The following is a 14885-nucleotide window of genomic DNA, read 5'->3' as shown; positions in this document are numbered from 1 at the left end:
AGGAGCACGGAGCCGCAATGAGTACCAGAGGCACCATCATGCACGGGCTACGCCGAAGACTGGCCGCACTCTCCGCCCTGGCCATGGGCGCGGCACTGGCGGTCGCCATCCCCACCCCCGCATCGGCGGCGGCACGGGTGGACAACCCCTACGTGGGCGCCACGGCATACGTGAACCCCGACTGGTCCGCCAAGGCGGCGGCCGAACCGGGCGGCAGCTCCATCGCCGACGAACCGGGCTTCGTCTGGATGGACCGCATCGCGGCCATCGAGGGCTCGGCCGAGGCGAAGAGCCTGCGCCAGCACCTCGACACGGCACTGGACCAGGGCGCCAACCTGTTCCAGGTCGTCATCTACGACCTGCCGGGACGGGACTGCGCCGCGCTGGCGTCCAACGGTGAGCTCGGGCCCACCGAGCTGGACCGGTACAAGGACGACTACATCGGCCCGATCTCCGAGATCCTCGCCGACCCGGCGTACGCGAACCTGCGCATCGTCACGATCATCGAGCCGGACTCGCTGCCCAACCTGGTCACCAACGCGGGCGGTTCCGAAGGCTCCACCGACGCCTGCGCGGTCATGAAGGCGAACGGCAACTACGAGAAGGGTGTCGGCTACGCCCTGCACACCCTCGGCGCCATTCCCAACGTCTACAACTACGTCGATGCCGCCCACCACGGCTGGCTGGGCTGGGACTCCAACTTCGTCCCGGCGGCCCAGGAGTTCAAGAAGGCCGCCACGTCGGAGGGCGCCACGGTCGCCGACGTCACGGGCTTCATCGTGAACACGGCCAACTACTCGGCTCTCAAGGAGCCGAACTTCAAGGTCACCGACACGGTGAACGGCACCGACGTCCGCCAGTCCAAGTGGGTCGACTGGAACTACTACGTCGATGAGCTGTCGTTCGCCCAGGCGCTGCGCACCGAGCTGGTGAGCCAGGGCTTCGCCTCGGACATCGGCATGCTGATCGACACGGCCCGCAACGGCTGGGGCGGCAGCGACCGGCCCGCCGGCCCCGGGCCGCAGACCAGTGTGGACGCCTACATCGACGGCGGCCGGGTCGACCGGCGCATCCACGCGGGCAACTGGTGCAACCAGACCGGCGCCGGCATCGGCGAGCGTCCCACCACCGCCCCCGAGCCCGGCATCGACGCGTACGTCTGGGCCAAGCCCCCGGGCGAGTCGGACGGCAACAGCGCCCCCGTCGACAACGACGAGGGCAAGGGCTTCGACCGGATGTGCGACCCCACGTACACCGGTAACGGCCGCAACGGCAACAGCCTGACCGGTGCCCTGCCGAACTCCCCGCTCGCGGGTCACTGGTTCTCCGCGCAGTTCCAGGAGCTCATCCGCAACGCCTACCCGGCGCTCGACGGCAGCAGCGGCGGCGGCAATGACAGCGACACCCAGGCGCCGACCGCGCCCACCGGAGTGACCGTCACGGCGAAGACCAGCGGCAGCGTCTCGCTGTCCTGGACCGCGTCGAGCGACGACACCGGGGTGAGCGGCTACGACGTGTTCCGAGGCGGCGTGCGGGTGGGCTCCACCACCACGACCTCGTACACGGACACCGGTCTGACCGCCGAGACCGCCTACAGCTACACGGTCAAGGCCAAGGACGCGGCCGGCAATGTGTCGGCGGCCTCCGCCGCGGTCTCCGCCACCACGTCGGCGGGCGGCGGCACCGGAACGGGCACGCTGAAGGTCCAGTACAAGAACACCGACTCCTCCGCCACCGACAACCAGATCCGGATGGGTCTGCAACTGGTCAACACCGGCAGCACCTCGGTGGACCTGTCCACGGTGAAGGTGCGGTACTGGTTCACCCCCGAGGCCGGGGCGTCCACCTTCGACACCGCGTGCGACTACGCGGTGATCGGCTGTGGAAACCTGACCCGCGGTGTGCAGTCCTCCGGCAGCTCGGCGGCCGGTGCCAGCCACTACCTGGAGGTCGGCTTCGGCAGCGGCACGCTCGCCGCGGGCGCCTCCACGGGTGAGATGCAGCTGCGGCTGAACAAGAGCGACTGGTCCAACTTCGACGAGACGGACGACTACAGCCGTTCGACGGCCACGAGCTACGCCGACGCGTCGAAGATCGGCGTCTACGTGACCGGCGCGCTCGCCTGGGGCACCGCCCCCTGACCTTCCCGACTGCCCGGACCGACCGGGCGGACTGGTCATCCGACGGCCCGCCCCCTGCCGGACATCCGGCAGGGGGCGGTGCCGTGCCCGCCTCCGCGGCGGTATCGGTCGGCCGGTGCCGGACCTCGGGCCCGGACGCGGTTGTGTCGCCACCGGATGGCACACTCCCCCCATGGACACCGCACCGGAGACGACAAGCCATCGGGGGGCGGCCGCATGGACCGTCGCCCTCGCGGTACTCGGAGCATTCACCGGCTTCGTCTGGGACGGACCGTTCCTCGCCATCACCTGCGGCCTCTCGCTGGGAGGCGGCGCAGCCCTGGGCACGGTCCTCTCGCGCCGCCGAATGATCACGACGATCCAGGAGGACCGGGGGAAGGCCGTCGCGCTCGGGTACGCCGACGGGATCGGGGAGATGGTGGTGCTGGGGATATCCGCCTACGGGGTCTCCGTGTTCCCGCTCTCCGGCCCCGACGCGGTGCACCCCGACGAGCGCACGGCGCGCCGCCAGGCCGCCTACCGGCTCACCGCCGCCGACAACCTCCCGCACCACATCCGCGAGGCCGCGGCCGCCGCGCTCGAAGCGATCGACGAAGAGCGCGACGTGGAGGCCCGGTCCGCCATCGAGGACCTCATGAAGGCCGTCCACGAACAGCGCCGCGCCGCCTGACCCCGATACGGACCCCGGGGAGCGCGTCGGTGAGCCGCTCTGCGGGGTCATGACCCGCGACTACGCCGGCCGGGCAGAACCGGCACAGGGGCGGCATCGACCCGCCCGATGACGGGTGGACGGGACGGCGGCTGCACATAAGGTGTCCTCTGCTGGGGTCTCCACTGACCTGGCAAAACGCAGCTGTGGAGCCGATCCGGCCGAACTGGGAGCCGCCCCGTGTTCTATTACCTGCTCAAGTACGTCGTCCTGGGGCCGCTGCTGCGGTTGTTCTTCCGCCCCGTCATCGAGGGCGCGGAGCACATTCCGGCGGACGGTGCGGCGATCGTCGCCGGTAATCATCTGTCGTTCTCCGACCACTTCCTGATGCCCGCGATCATCAGACGGCGCATCACCTTCCTCGCGAAGGCGGAGTACTTCACCGGTCCCGGTGTGAAGGGCCGGCTGACCGCCGCGTTCTTCCGGAGCGCCGGCCAGATCCCGGTGGACCGGTCCGGCAAGGAGGCGGGGCAGGCGGCGATCCGCGAGGGGCTCGGGGTGCTGAGCAGGGGTGAGCTGCTGGGCATCTATCCGGAGGGCACCCGTTCGCACGACGGACGGCTCTACAAGGGCAAGGTCGGGGTCGCGGTCATGGCGATCAGGGCGCAGGTGCCGGTGGTGCCGTGCGCCATGGTCGGCACGTTCGAGATCCAGCCCCCCGGCAAGGTCCTACCGCGCATCAGGCAGGTCACCATCCGCTTCGGCCGGCCGCTGGACTTCTCCCGCTACGCCGGTCTGGAGAACGAGAAGGCGGCGGTCCGGGCGGTCACCGACGAGATCATGTACGCGATCCTCGGCCTCTCCGGCCAGGAGTACGTCGACGAGTACGCGGCCAAGGTGAAGGCCGCCGAACAGGCGGAACGCCCGGGAAAGTTCCCGAAACTGCGACGCTGAGGGCGGATTCGCGGTCCGTGAACCCCGCTGGTGCGGGCTCCGCACTCGACCTAGCGTGCGGTGCATGGGCAAAGGACACGCATGGGTGCTTGGAGCGACGGGCCAGATCGGGCGGGCCGCGGTGCGCTCGCTCGTCGAGGACGGCTGGACGGTGACCGCGGCCTCGCGCGGCGGCGGCCGTGACGACCGCTGGGACGAGGGGGTACGCACGGCGGCACTGGACCGCGACGAGGAGGGCGCGCTCGCGGCGGCGCTCGGCGACGGCTGCGACGTACTGGTCGACATGGTGGCGTACGGGCGGCAGCACGCCCGGCAGCTGACGGACCTCGCGGACCGGATCGGGTCGGCCGTGGTCGTCTCCAGCGGTGCGGTGTACGAGGACGAGCGCGGCCGTAGTTTCGATACGCAGGGCGAACCCGACGGGTCGCCGTGCTACCCGGTGCCGATCCCTGAGTCGCAGCCCACCGTCCCGCCGGGCGAGGCCACGTACGGGACGCGGAAGATCCTGCTGGAACAGGATCTCCTCGCGGCGGGGGACACGCTGCCCGTCACGCTGTTGCGGGCGGGTGCCGTTCACGGTCCGTACTGCCGCTCACCGCGCGAGCTCTACTTCGTGAAACGCGCTCTGGACGGCCGCGCCCGGCGCGTGCTGGCGTACGGGGGAAGCTCGCGTTTCCATCCGCTTCATGCCGCCAACGCCGCCGAACTGATCCGGCTGGCCGCCCTGCGGCCCGGCTCCCGGGTGCTCAACGCCGCCGATCCGCAGGCGCCGACGGTCGCGGAGATCGGCGAGGCGGTCGACGCGGTGCTGGGGCGGGAGACCGAGACCGTACTGATGCCGGGCGCCGCCGCGCCCGACGGCGTCGGTCTGTCGCCCTGGGGCGCCCCGCATCCCATCGTGTACGACATGACGGCCGCCGAACGCGAGCTCGGCTACCGGCCGGTGACGGGGTATGCCGAGTCGCTTCCGGAGTCCGTCGAGTGGATCACCGCGCACCTGGCGGGACGCGACTGGACGGACGCCTATCCCGCCATGGTGCGGGCGTACGGCACGGGGCTCTTCGACTACGCGGCGGAGGACGCCTGGCTGGAGCGGTACGACCGGACGGGGTGAGCGGGGGTTCAGCCGGCCGCGGCCGTCAGCTCGTCGTGCGCCTGGTCCAGCACGGCCCGCAGTTCCCTCACGTCGGCGGCCACCACGGTCACCAGCACGGCGGGACCCGCGAGGCGGGTGAGCACGGCGGTCGGCCCCAGCAGCCTGCTCTCCGGGGCCTTGTCGTCGAATCACGGTTCCACGACGAGCAGTTGACCGACGGCCCGATGGCCGCCGAGCACGGCCGGGCCGTCCCAGCCGCCGGGCCCGTACGCCACCTGCTGGTCGAGGAGCGGGCGCCCGGCGCGGCGGACGGTGAGCCTGCTGAAAAGGGTGCCGGGACTCTCCCCGTGGCGGCCGAGGATCTGTTCCTCGCGCAGCACCAGCCGTGCGGTGGGCGCGAGTCCGGCGGTGGTCCGCATGATCAGTTCGCTGCCGTGCGCGGAGACGAGCTGTTCCGGCGGCCAGTTGAGCCCGGCCCCCTCCCCCGCCGTGAGCCGTACCTCGTAGTGGGCGGGTGCGGATCCCGGGCCGGGGCCGGGCAGGGCGACCGTGGCCGCGGCCGCGGCCGAGTCGACGGTGAGCCGGGCTCCGGGCTCGGCCCGCGCCTCGATGGCGAGCCGGTCGCCACCGAGCGGCGCGCTCATCGCGCCTACGACGGTGGTCCGGGTGACACGGACCTCGTCCGCCGCAGGGCGAGCGGTCCCTCGCTCTCCAGGACCGGCAGCGCGGTGGCGCCGCGGCTGTCGCGCACGGCGGTGATGCGGGCGGTGGCCCGGACGCTCATGCGTTCCAGGAGGCGAGCTGCCCCCGTACCCAGGCGACGACGGGTCCGACGCCCTCGCCGGAGGTGAGCGAGGTGAGCAGGACGGGCAGTTCGCCCCGCTGCTGCGCGGCGTCGCGCGCCATCCGGCCGAGGTCGGAGCCGACGTAGGGGGCCAGATCCGTCTTGTTGATCACGAGCAGATCGGAGGTGGTGACACCGGGCCCGCCCTTGCGCGGGATGTCGTCCCCGCCGGCCACGTCGATGATGAAGATCTGGGCGTCGACGAGCCCCTTGGAGAAGGTGGCCGTGAGGTTGTCGCCGCCGGACTCGACGAGGATGAGGTCGAGCGGCCCCACCGCGTCCTCCAGGTCCTCGACGGCTTCGAGTGGTAGGCGTGGATGGTGCGCCCGGCGATGGCGGTCAGGGTGTCGGCGACGAACCCGGCCTCGTTGAGCGTGTCCGTGTGGATGGCCAGCTGGGCGCCGGTCTCCTCGCAGACGCCGAGGCAGGCGTCGATGACGGCCGGCGTCGCCCCCCAGTCCTCATGGATCTTGAACCCGAGCGCGCCTGCCCGCAGTTGGGAGTGCATGGCGTCGCGGGACATCGTGTTGCCCTTGCCGAGCAGACCGATGTTGAGGGGGTACGCCTCCAACGCCGCGAACATCCGGGCGAGGTGCCAGGGACCCGAGGTGATGGTGGTGGCCTTGGTGCCCTCGGCCGGACCGGTGCCGCCGCCGACGAGCGTGGTGATGCCGCAGGAGAGTGCCTGGTCCATGAGGGTCGGCGCGATGAAGTGCACATGCGCGTCGATGGCGCCCGCGGTGATGAACTTCCCGTTGCCCGCGATGATCTCGGTCTCCGGGCCGATGACCAGCTCCGGATGGACGCCGTCCATGGTGTCCGGGTTGCCGGCCTTGCCCATGCCGGTGATCCGGCCGTCGCGGATGCCGATGTCCGCCTTGACGATGCCCCAGTGGTCAATCCGGTCGCCGGTGGTGGGGCCGAACAGGTCCGCGTACACGGCGCGATGGAGTTCAGCCATCGAGAGTACCTCCGGTCCCGCCGCGCAGGCCCGGAACGATCTGCCCTCCGGCCAGGGCGACGAGTTCGATGTCGACGGGTATGCCGGGCTCGAAGCGGACGGCGGTTCCGGAGTTTTTCCGACGCGTTAACTGATCTTCTGCACGTTCATGGACATGAGCCCGCGCAGCCCGTCCTCCAGGATCTCGGGGCCGGGGTCACCGAACATGGCCATCTGGACGATGAATCCCTGGGCGGTGGCGATCAGTGTGCGGGCGACCCGCTCGTCCGGCACATCGGCGGTGAGCACGCCCTGTTCCCGGTACAGCCTGACCAGCTCGGACCAGGACGCCCGCAGCCCGTCGTACGCCTCGGTCAGGGTGGCCGCCAGTCGCTCGCTGCGCAGGACCTCGGACCACACCTGCACGATGAGTCCGGCGTACGCCCGCCGGTCCAGCCCGCGCCCGCCGTCCACGCCTTCGGCGAACAGGGTGCGCACCACACGGCCGATCAGCACATCGGGCGTGGGCGGCGGGCTGCCCTGGGCCGCCCGCTCGAACGCCTGCCGGACACCCCCGACCGCCTCCCCGGCGATGGCCGCGATCAGATCCTCCTTGCCGCTGAAGTAGCGGTAGACCGCGCCGGCCGACAGCCCGACCTCCTTCAGCACGTCCTGCATCGAGGTGCCGTGGAACCCGTCGCGGGCGAAGCAGCGCGCGGCGCCGTCGAGGATCTGCCGGCGGCGGGCATCGAGGTGTTCCTGGGATACACGGGCCATGCACTCAATCTAAAACGAACGTTCTTTCTTGACAAGCCCCCGACCCCGGCGGGACAGTGGGCCCTACGTAAAACGAACGATCATTCTCTTTGAATCGAGGCGTCCGCCATGCCCACTGCCCCCAACCGTCGCCTGGTGGCGGTCGTCCTCCTGGTGCCCGCCGTGGTGGCCCTCGCCCTCTGGGCCTTCGCCTGGCCCGCCGCCCGGATGGCCCCGCGCGAGCTGCCCGTCGGCGTCGTCGGCTCCGGACCGGCCGCCGATCAGCTCCAGGAACGGCTCGAAGAGCTCGACGGCGCCTTCGAGATCCACCGTTACGGCTCCGGGGCCGCCGCCCGTACCGCGATCGAGCACCGGTCCGTATACGGCGCGGTGGCAGTCACCGCGAAGGGCCCCGAACTGCTGACCGCGTCCGCGGCGAGCCCGGTGGTCGCCCAGCTGCTGCACGACGCGGTCACCGCCCAGGCCCCGGACGGCGCCGTGGTCCCGGTCACGGACGTGGTGGCGGCGCCGGCCGCGGATCCGCGCGGCAGCGTCCTCGGAGCGAGCATCCTGCCCCTGGCGATCGCGGGTGTGGCCGCCGGCGCCGCGGTGACCCTGCTGGGCCTGCGCGGCGGGCGGGCGGCCACGGCCCTGCTCGGGGTAGCAGCCCTCGTGGGCATGGTGTCCGCGGCACTCACGGACAGCTGGCTCGGGGTGATGACCGGCGACTGGTGGAGCGAGGCGGGCGCGTTCGGACTCACCGTGCTCGCGATCGGCGCGACGGTGGCCGGGCTCGCCGCGCTGATCGGCACGGCGGGCGTCGGGCTGGGATCGCTGCTGATGGTGCTGGTGGGCAACCCCTTCTCGGGCGTCACCAGCGCACCCGAACTGCTCCCCCGGCCGGTCGGCACGATAGGCCAGTGGCTGCCGCCGGGCGCGAGCGGATCACTGCTGCGGTCCGTCGCGTTCTTCGACGGCAACGCGGCGGGCCGGGCGCTCCTGGCCCTCGTCCTCTGGGCCGCCCTGGGACTGGCCGCGGTACTCATCGGCGGCCGCCGCAAGGCCGCGACCACGCACTCCGCCGCCGAAGCCGCCGAACCCGAGCGCCACCCCGCACTGTCCGGCTGACACCTCCAGGACACGCCGTGCACCCCCGCCCTCTCACGGGCCGGGGGTGCACGGCGTTTCCGTGTCAGTTCCCCGGATCGTGCTGTCGCCGGTGCTCCGCGGCGATTCCGAAGCGGTGCCGTTCGCCGGGAACGGACGGCGAAGAGCCGATCGAGGAGACCGGGCTGATCACCTGCTCCTGCTCCGCCGCCTCCTCGCTCTCAAGTCGCTCCAGGTCAGCGGCCGATACGAACGCCACGAGCGGCTTGCCGTGCCGCGTCACGACCACCCGCTCACCGCCGTAGACGACACGGTTGATCAGTTCGGCGAGCTCAGCTCGGGCTTGCGTCACCGGAATCTCGTAGGCCATGCTCCCCAGCCTATGTAATGTCCGCCGGGTCCGCCCTGGTCCGTGGCGACAGCGATCGTCCAGGTCAGAGGCTCCCGCGCGCTCCCCGTTTGTGAGAGATGTGTGAGACGAGGGGAGACGCAGATATTTCCGGTCCTCCGGAATCCTGGCCTCACATGACGCGATCCGGCTGGCGTGGCCAGACGTCCTGGCCGTGAGATCTCACGGCGGTTTCCGCAGGTGGGCACGGGACGCCACGGTCGACTCCACGTCGCGCCGGGCCCACCAGCACGCGGCCGACGCCCGTAAAAGGGGCGGACGGGGAGGACGAATTGCACGATCAGACCCTCGGACGATCGCGTGGCGGACTGACCCCGAAGGGCCATCTCGCCCACGACGGCAAGGGCCGGCCCCTCGGATTCGCCCTCGCCGGTGGCAACGTCAACGACTGCACCCGATTCGAGCAGGTCATGGACGTCATCCGCATCCCGCGCCACGGTCCCGGCCGCCGACGCACCGGCCCGACCATGTGCTGGGTGACAAGGGTTACAGCTCCAGCAAGGATCGCGCCTACCTGCATGGACGCGGCATTCGCCCTCTTTGTCCGAGCACGGCGCGTCCGACCGAAGCCACGGCGACACATCGACCGCCAGGACCAGGCGTCCGCCGTCGAAACGCGGCAGCGACAACCCGGCCAGCACCGTCCGCAGCCGATTGACGTCGATCCGGCCGTGGTTCAAGCCGCCGTACATCTCGAGATGTCGTTCGACGCCGGGAGCCAGGCACGGGCACTGATGCCTCAGCGGGCGAGTAAAGCCTGCATCCACTGGTCTTCGCGTTGCTCGATGTATTCGGCATCGTTTCGCCAGGCGTCGCCATGGCCTTCAGCCTTGCCCAGGGTTGGGCCTTGGGCCGCCTGGTCGCGCAGGAAAGAAGACTCGCAGTCGGTCCGCCGCGTCCGGGCTTTGCCGGTCCGGATGCGCGGACAGCGGGATGAACCCGTGAATGGCGTATGCGACATCCCACAGGCGCGAGCCGGGGCCCGCAGTTCCTGGATCAGCCGCGCAACGCGAGCCAGTTGTCGAGCGGGTTCCATCAGCGAGAGCCGGTCGGGCCAGACCACAACTCCCGGCATGAAGGTCAGGACCTCACGCCCCTGGTCGTCAATGCCGAGTGAGCGAGGCGCCGCGCCGAATCCCACCTCATGCAGGTGGGCAAGCAGGGCATGCACCGCGGGAGTCCATGGTCCGGCCGGACGGCGAACGGTGTCCCCGACGCGAACGACACCATCGCTGACGTTGCCGCCGGACAAAGGCTCTTCATCATCGTGCCGGGGCTGTCATCCGCAATGGTCGTTGTAGCGGACCCGCTCCAGCCTGAAGAATCCACTCCAGTCCACGCAGGAGCCTCGTGCGTAGAGATAGACGGGCCCCGCATACGAGGTGTAACTGCCGTAGTCCATGACCGACGAATTGGGCACACCAGAGATGCTGATCATGGCCTGCATGGGTTCCTTGGGACCAACAACGTTGCGCATGGTGACGACGCAGTTGTTTCCCGTCACGCTCGAATAGGTGAGGAATACTCTGCCGTCGGCACCGAGATCCATCTGATCGATGACGCCGTACCCGGCGCCGCACGCGCCGTTATAGGAAGCAGCGGCCTGCGCCGTGCCCGGGACGGCTATCACGGCCCCGCATGCCAGTACCCCCGCTGTTCCCATTGCGGCGATACTTCTCTTGGCCCTCAGCCCGCCCGCTGTTTTGATGATGTGCTTCAGTCTCATGTGCGGCCCTGCCTTTCGGCGCCCTTTCCGGGCGCATCAGTGAATCCGGACGGTGGTCGCCCGCAGGTGGCCCTGTGGCCCCCGGACCCCCGGTGTACCGACGTGTCTACCCGCAGTGGTCGGGCCCCCGGTGAACGTCGTCTTCCTCCACCGTTCCACCCCAGATGACGCAGGTCCCCTTCGCGTACACGAAGACCGGACCCGCGTACTGGCTGTAGTAGCCCCGGTCCTCGTCGATCTGTAGATCGCTGGACCGCCCCACGTAGGTGTCCAGCCAGCGTTTCGTGCCGAAGGTGTCCAGAATGGTGACGACGCAGTTGTTTCCCGTCGCGCTGGAGTAGGTCAGATAGATTGTCGCACCGCTCGAAACACGCGCCTGGTCGATGACCTTGTACCCGCTGCCGCAGGTTCCGTTATAAGCCGTGGCGGCAGCGGCTTCGGATGTGCCAGGCATTGCCACTACGGATGCCAGGGAAACACTGGCGACGGCTCCCAGCGTGGATAATCGCCTTCCTGATCTCCCTTTGAAGAATCCCCGTACTCTCTGTCCACGTCCCATGGCGTGCCGCCTTCTCCCGCAAATCTGGTGCCGTCAGCGTGCCGGCGAGCTGCCGGCAAGGTGTCGACACCATAGGAGCGGGACGCGATACACGGAAAGGTCGGGAATCACGCCATGGCCTAATTCTGCGACCGGACCATGCGGACGGGAAACTTCCGAATCCTCCTGTGCCCTGGGCACCTCGCCGCACTGGAAAGAAGTCACCGACCCCACGCCCACGCCGTACAGGTTAAAGATCAAGCTAAGAAGTCATCTCATTTGGCGCGATCGGTAGGCTGTCGGTCATGGTGGGGATCGTTGAGCGGCTGGTGCCGGACGAGTTGTGGGAGTTGTTCCAGCGGGTGGTGCCGGAGGCGCCGTCGCGGCCTCAGGGGGGCGGTCGGCGTCGGCATGGTGATCGCGAGGTGCTCGCCGCGATTGTTTTCGTGGCCACGTCAGGCTGCACGTGGAAGCAGGTGCCCACAGCTTCGTTCGGCCCGTCTGGTGCGACCGCTCATCGGCGTTTTTCCGAGTGGTCGAAGGCGAGGGTATGGGCCAAGCTCCACCGCGTGGTGCTCGACGAACTCGGCTCTCGCGGCGAGTTGGACTGGTCTCGCTGCGCGATCGACTCAGTGAACATACGAGCCCTGAAAAGGGGGGCCTGACGGGTCCGAGTCCTGCCGATCGGGGCAGGTGTGGGTCAAAGATCCATTTAATCACTGAGCGGACCGGTCCGCCGCTGTCCGTCGGAATCTCGAGCGCCACCCTGCACGACAGCCAGGCCTTGATCCCCCTCGTGTAAGGGATTCCGCCGATCCGCTCCCGCTGCGGATGTCGGCGCCGCAAGCCCGGAAAACTCCACACCGGCAAAGGCTACGACTACACCCACCTGCGGCGGTGGTTACGCCAGCGCGGCATCCAGCAGCGCATCGCGAGGAAAGGCATCGAGCCCTCGCAGCGGCTGGGCCGCCACCGTTGGACAGTCGAACGCACCATGTCCTGGCTCGCCGGCTGCCGCCGTCTCCACCGACGCTACGAGTGCGAAGCCGAGCACTTCCTCGCCTTCACGAGCATCGCCCGCACTCTCATCTGCTACCGCAGACTCTTGTGCTGATGTGAGCTCGCAGTAACTTCACTGCGAGGTCGTGGCCGTAGCGAGTGGCCACGTCCATAGGCACGACACCATCAGGACCTGGCAGCTCCGGATCGGCTCCGAAGGCCAGCAACACTGCGGTGGTATGCACAGTGAGCGGCTCGCCACTCTGCATTGCGCCATCGCCCTCAACGTCGATTGCGTGTATCAGCAGCGTCATGTTGGCGAACACCTCGTCGGGATCGGATCCGTCGGCGAGCAACCGCGCAAGAGTCTCCGCGTCCTCGAACTCGACGGCGTGATGGGCAGGTGTCCAGTAGCTACTCACAGAGGCATTGAACCCGCACCGCAGTACGTCGCCAACGACTATCTCCGCAGTGGGGGACCAATTGAGATGTCTGACGGGCCTGGCGGCCATGATCGCTGATCATAGGGCACTGTAGATTTGGGTTCTCGTCGAAGCGGGTGGCGACGCCGCACCACGCTTTTAGCTTGTTGATCCGGCGCTCGACGGCGTTCCTCGCCTCGTCGAGCTCGGCGTCGCGACGGAGAGGCCGACCGCCTCTGCGGCCCTTCTTTTCCGGCTCGACCGACTTGATCTGACGCTTACCCAGGTAGGCGCGGCTACCACGGGAGAAGTCAGCCTCATGCGACAACACGCCGCACTCTCCTCAGCCCACACTCCGAACGAGTTCGTGCACGGTATGCGGCAAGACGCCGAGTCCTTGATGGTTGATCGTGCTGGGGTGGTGGGGAACGTGAGTCGGGATGGATGATCCGGCCGGCTAGGAGAGCACCCATTGGGGCGGGTGTATCGGGGCGGCTGGACAGGTGAACACGTGCAGGTCGCGGTCCCGGCCGAAGCGGAGCCGAGTGGGTTGGGCAACGGACCGGCCGCCCCGGATCGAGGCCATCCCCCGCAGGGTCGGGTCGCGGTCTTCCAGCGGTACCCAGCTGTGCGAGGCGGCATCCATCTCGTCGCCCCCGGCAGTCAGCAGCAGCCGCATCGGTGCCGCACAGGACTCGCAGTTGATGACCATCGGGCCCGTCGACGCCCAACTCGGAAAGCCGCCGACCCGCCATCCGGGCGGGATCGAAAGGTCGTCCTGATAGCTGGGGGCGTCGGTGCCGTGATCCGCCACTTGGGCTTCGTCCCACGCGTCGATACGGGCGATCAACGGGGCGGGCAGCGTGTCGCCCTCCGCCCAGGGATAGGTGTCGACCTCTTCGGGATGCAGGACGCACGGTTCGGGGAGTTCGTGCTCCCATCGCAGCATGGGCACTTCTGGTGGGGCTGGTGGAGTGCGTTCTGCGCACTCGGTCTCCGCGGCACGTCGCCACCTCAGGCGGTAGCGGCGCTCCAGGTACGGACCGTGGGTGAACGGGCAGCGGAAGAGCTGTACCAGGTCCGCGTCGTCGGGACCGGCAGCCAGGCCGGGGATGTCCCGGCGGAAGAGTTGGGCGAGGCCCAGGAACGGCACGGGCCCATCCTTCCCAGGCGTTTCGGCACCGGACCACAACCGGCTCGATGGCCAGGTGCCTGTGGCTCGGGCGCTGCGGATCTCGTCCGGCACGTACCCCTCGGTCTCGCACCGGTGGGGCTCGTGGCAAACCGGCCAAGGGTCGCCGTCCGGCCACACCATCGGACCACCGACATGGCTGTCGCGCCTACCGGGCTGCCCCGGCCTGGGGTGCAGTCGCGTGGTCCGGCCCCGATGGGCGGCCAGGTCAGGGAAGACGGCCTCCACGGACGCTGGTCTGGCCGGTGTGGTCCTGGTCATGCGCAGACCGTACGCGGCCGGGAAGATGCCAGCCAGGCGCTCACGGTCGGCGGTGGCCTGTTGCTCCGGCAACCCGGTCAGAGCCAAGCGGCCGCCGGGGCTTGCCCAGGATGCGGCACCGGCCTTCCGACCGGCCCGCCGTGTTTGCGAGGAAGACAGCTTCACTGTGCCATCCGGCGAGCACTCGGCTAGTCGGCCTCTGCGAAGCGGTCGTGCCGTGCCGGGAGCCCTGTAATTCCGGGTCAAGGTTGGTGGGACTTCGCGCACAACGGCGCCTCCCTGGTGCCGCTGCGGACCTGAGCGACGGCGCTGCGGCCGGTGCAGGCCGCCCATCGCTGCCGGCAGCGGTCGCGCCGGAGCTGCCCGGTGGCCCGGGGCAGGCCGGACGGTGGCTCGCCCGAGCGCGGCCAAGACCACGTCGTCGTTGAGAACGGGATCGAGGCTCGTAACCAGTTCAGTAAGTTCCTGGGGGGCGCCGGTGGCTGCCCGGTCCGCAGCAGTGACGGGTCGTCGTGCACCCGATCAGCGGCGGTCCGCGGTGGGGTGCCCGCGAGTTTGTCCGACTCCTCCTATGCCAACGCCACTTCCACTGAGCGGACGTACGTCCAACCGAGCCCCGAGAACCTCCGCGTCGCCTCGGACCACCTCACTTCTCTACTCGGTTTCAGCGAGGACGAAGCAACCTGCCGATGAGGACGACGTGACAGATTTGTGAGGAATCTGCGCTCGGTGCACAGCAAAAAAAGCCTCTGACCTGCAATGCCGGTGATTTAGTACGTTCTTGCAGGTCAGGCAGGGTGTTTGGTGACTCTCAGTGTGTAGTGGACGTTACTGAGAGTGCGGGGCTGGTC

General features: G+C 69.3%; 12 protein-coding genes and 8 pseudogenes. 7 read left to right on the top strand and 13 right to left on the bottom strand.

Features of this window, described 5'->3' with window-relative positions; all coding sequences use genetic code 11:
- Positions 1-17: 17 nt before the first annotated feature.
- From ACZ6S6_RS35790 to ACZ6S6_RS35775, 4 genes are all read left to right on the top strand, one after another.
- Positions 18-2141 carry a glycoside hydrolase family 6 protein gene (locus ACZ6S6_RS35790; RefSeq protein WP_469709189.1) on the top strand — a complete coding sequence of 708 codons (2124 nt, stop codon included), beginning with the start codon at positions 18-20 and terminating at the stop codon, positions 2139-2141.
- A gap of 172 nt (positions 2142-2313) precedes the next feature.
- Positions 2314-2811, top strand: a complete 498-nt coding sequence (locus ACZ6S6_RS35785; RefSeq protein ID WP_362956635.1) for a hypothetical protein — start codon at positions 2314-2316, stop codon at positions 2809-2811.
- 219 nt (positions 2812-3030) lie between these two features.
- Positions 3031-3744, top strand: a complete 714-nt coding sequence (locus ACZ6S6_RS35780) for a lysophospholipid acyltransferase family protein (RefSeq protein ID WP_362956632.1) — start codon at positions 3031-3033, stop codon at positions 3742-3744.
- A 64-nt stretch (positions 3745-3808) separates the two neighbouring features.
- Positions 3809-4858 carry an NAD-dependent epimerase/dehydratase family protein gene (locus ACZ6S6_RS35775; protein WP_469709186.1) on the top strand — a complete coding sequence of 350 codons (1050 nt, stop codon included), beginning with the start codon at positions 3809-3811 and terminating at the stop codon, positions 4856-4858.
- Between the two features lie 8 nt (positions 4859-4866).
- Here ACZ6S6_RS35775 and ACZ6S6_RS35770 read toward each other — a convergent pair.
- The 5 genes and pseudogenes from ACZ6S6_RS35770 to ACZ6S6_RS35750 all read right to left on the bottom strand — a co-directional run bounded on the left by ACZ6S6_RS35770 (position 4867) and on the right by ACZ6S6_RS35750 (position 7401).
- Positions 4867-5624 (bottom strand): annotated as a pseudogene (locus tag ACZ6S6_RS35770) (urease accessory protein UreD).
- A pseudogene (locus ACZ6S6_RS35765) lies at positions 5621-5989 on the bottom strand (GTP-binding protein); the annotation flags it as partial. The pseudogenes ACZ6S6_RS35770 and ACZ6S6_RS35765, both read right to left, overlap by 4 nt.
- Positions 5983-6645: pseudogene (locus ACZ6S6_RS35760) on the bottom strand (amidohydrolase family protein); the annotation flags it as partial. The pseudogenes ACZ6S6_RS35765 and ACZ6S6_RS35760, both read right to left, overlap by 7 nt.
- Positions 6638-6757, bottom strand: a pseudogene (locus tag ACZ6S6_RS35755) (urease subunit beta); the annotation flags it as partial. The pseudogenes ACZ6S6_RS35755 and ACZ6S6_RS35760, both read right to left, overlap by 8 nt.
- A gap of 14 nt (positions 6758-6771) precedes the next feature.
- Positions 6772-7401, bottom strand: coding sequence for a TetR/AcrR family transcriptional regulator (locus tag ACZ6S6_RS35750; RefSeq protein ID WP_469709184.1), 630 nt, complete (start codon positions 7399-7401; stop codon positions 6772-6774).
- Between the two features lie 108 nt (positions 7402-7509).
- Between ACZ6S6_RS35750 and ACZ6S6_RS35745 the strand changes: the two genes are divergently transcribed.
- Positions 7510-8508, top strand: a complete 999-nt coding sequence (locus ACZ6S6_RS35745; protein WP_469709182.1) for an ABC transporter permease — start codon at positions 7510-7512, stop codon at positions 8506-8508.
- A gap of 64 nt (positions 8509-8572) precedes the next feature.
- On the opposite strand, the gene ACZ6S6_RS35740 is transcribed toward ACZ6S6_RS35745, so the two are convergent.
- Entirely contained in the window at positions 8573-8857 is a 285-nt protein-coding gene (locus ACZ6S6_RS35740; RefSeq protein ID WP_469709181.1) for a type II toxin-antitoxin system Phd/YefM family antitoxin, read from the bottom strand.
- Positions 8858-9068: 211 nt separating this feature from the next.
- Between ACZ6S6_RS35740 and ACZ6S6_RS35735 the strand changes: the two are divergent.
- Positions 9069-9443 (top strand): annotated as a pseudogene (locus tag ACZ6S6_RS35735) (transposase); the annotation flags it as partial.
- Here ACZ6S6_RS35735 and ACZ6S6_RS35730 read toward each other — a convergent pair.
- From ACZ6S6_RS35730 to ACZ6S6_RS35715, 4 genes and pseudogenes are all read right to left on the bottom strand, one after another.
- Positions 9415-9597, bottom strand: a pseudogene (locus tag ACZ6S6_RS35730) (transposase); the annotation flags it as partial. The pseudogenes ACZ6S6_RS35735 and ACZ6S6_RS35730 sit on opposite strands and share 29 nt — an antisense overlap.
- A 38-nt stretch (positions 9598-9635) precedes the next feature.
- Complete coding sequence (locus ACZ6S6_RS35725) at positions 9636-10067, bottom strand: hypothetical protein (RefSeq protein WP_469709179.1); 432 nt, start codon at positions 10065-10067, stop codon at positions 9636-9638.
- Between the two features lie 108 nt (positions 10068-10175).
- Entirely contained in the window at positions 10176-10622 is a 447-nt protein-coding gene (locus tag ACZ6S6_RS35720; protein WP_469709177.1) for a spore-associated protein A, read from the bottom strand.
- A gap of 106 nt (positions 10623-10728) precedes the next feature.
- Entirely contained in the window at positions 10729-11076 is a 348-nt protein-coding gene (locus ACZ6S6_RS35715; protein ID WP_362956614.1) for a spore-associated protein A, read from the bottom strand.
- A gap of 389 nt (positions 11077-11465) precedes the next feature.
- On the opposite strand from ACZ6S6_RS35715, the pseudogene ACZ6S6_RS35710 reads away from it, so the two are divergent.
- A pseudogene (locus ACZ6S6_RS35710) lies at positions 11466-12274 on the top strand (IS5 family transposase).
- Here the strand turns inward: ACZ6S6_RS35710 and ACZ6S6_RS35705 are convergent.
- From ACZ6S6_RS35705 to ACZ6S6_RS35695, 3 genes and pseudogenes are all read right to left on the bottom strand, one after another.
- A complete protein-coding gene (locus tag ACZ6S6_RS35705; protein WP_469709175.1) occupies positions 12246-12581 on the bottom strand; it encodes an ankyrin repeat domain-containing protein in 336 nt (111 codons plus the stop codon). The pseudogene ACZ6S6_RS35710 and the gene ACZ6S6_RS35705 overlap by 29 nt on opposite strands.
- 118 nt (positions 12582-12699) lie before the next feature.
- A pseudogene (locus ACZ6S6_RS35700) lies at positions 12700-12912 on the bottom strand (IS5/IS1182 family transposase); the annotation flags it as partial.
- A 126-nt stretch (positions 12913-13038) separates the two neighbouring features.
- Positions 13039-14034, bottom strand: a complete 996-nt coding sequence (locus ACZ6S6_RS35695; protein WP_469709173.1) for a hypothetical protein — start codon at positions 14032-14034, stop codon at positions 13039-13041.
- Positions 14035-14885 lie beyond the last annotated feature (851 nt).

Source organism: Streptomyces sp. NPDC048671 (genome assembly GCF_055587045.1).
This window is presented reverse-complemented; position numbering and strand designations above follow the sequence as displayed.

Coding starts and splice junctions, on each gene's coding strand:
- ACZ6S6_RS35740 (WP_469709181.1), bottom strand. CDS start 8,857: ATGGCCTACGAGATTCCGGTGACGCAAGCCCGAGCTGAGCTCGCCGAA.
- ACZ6S6_RS35775 (WP_469709186.1), top strand. CDS start 3,809: ATGGGCAAAGGACACGCATGGGTGCTTGGAGCGACGGGCCAGATCGGG.
- ACZ6S6_RS35715 (WP_362956614.1), bottom strand. CDS start 11,076: ATGCCTGGCACATCCGAAGCCGCTGCCGCCACGGCTTATAACGGAACC.
- ACZ6S6_RS35785 (WP_362956635.1), top strand. CDS start 2,314: ATGGACACCGCACCGGAGACGACAAGCCATCGGGGGGCGGCCGCATGG.
- ACZ6S6_RS35750 (WP_469709184.1), bottom strand. CDS start 7,401: ATGGCCCGTGTATCCCAGGAACACCTCGATGCCCGCCGCCGGCAGATC.
- ACZ6S6_RS35745 (WP_469709182.1), top strand. CDS start 7,510: ATGCCCACTGCCCCCAACCGTCGCCTGGTGGCGGTCGTCCTCCTGGTG.
- ACZ6S6_RS35695 (WP_469709173.1), bottom strand. CDS start 14,034: ATGACCAGGACCACACCGGCCAGACCAGCGTCCGTGGAGGCCGTCTTC.
- ACZ6S6_RS35720 (WP_469709177.1), bottom strand. CDS start 10,622: ATGAGACTGAAGCACATCATCAAAACAGCGGGCGGGCTGAGGGCCAAG.
- ACZ6S6_RS35790 (WP_469709189.1), top strand. CDS start 18: ATGAGTACCAGAGGCACCATCATGCACGGGCTACGCCGAAGACTGGCC.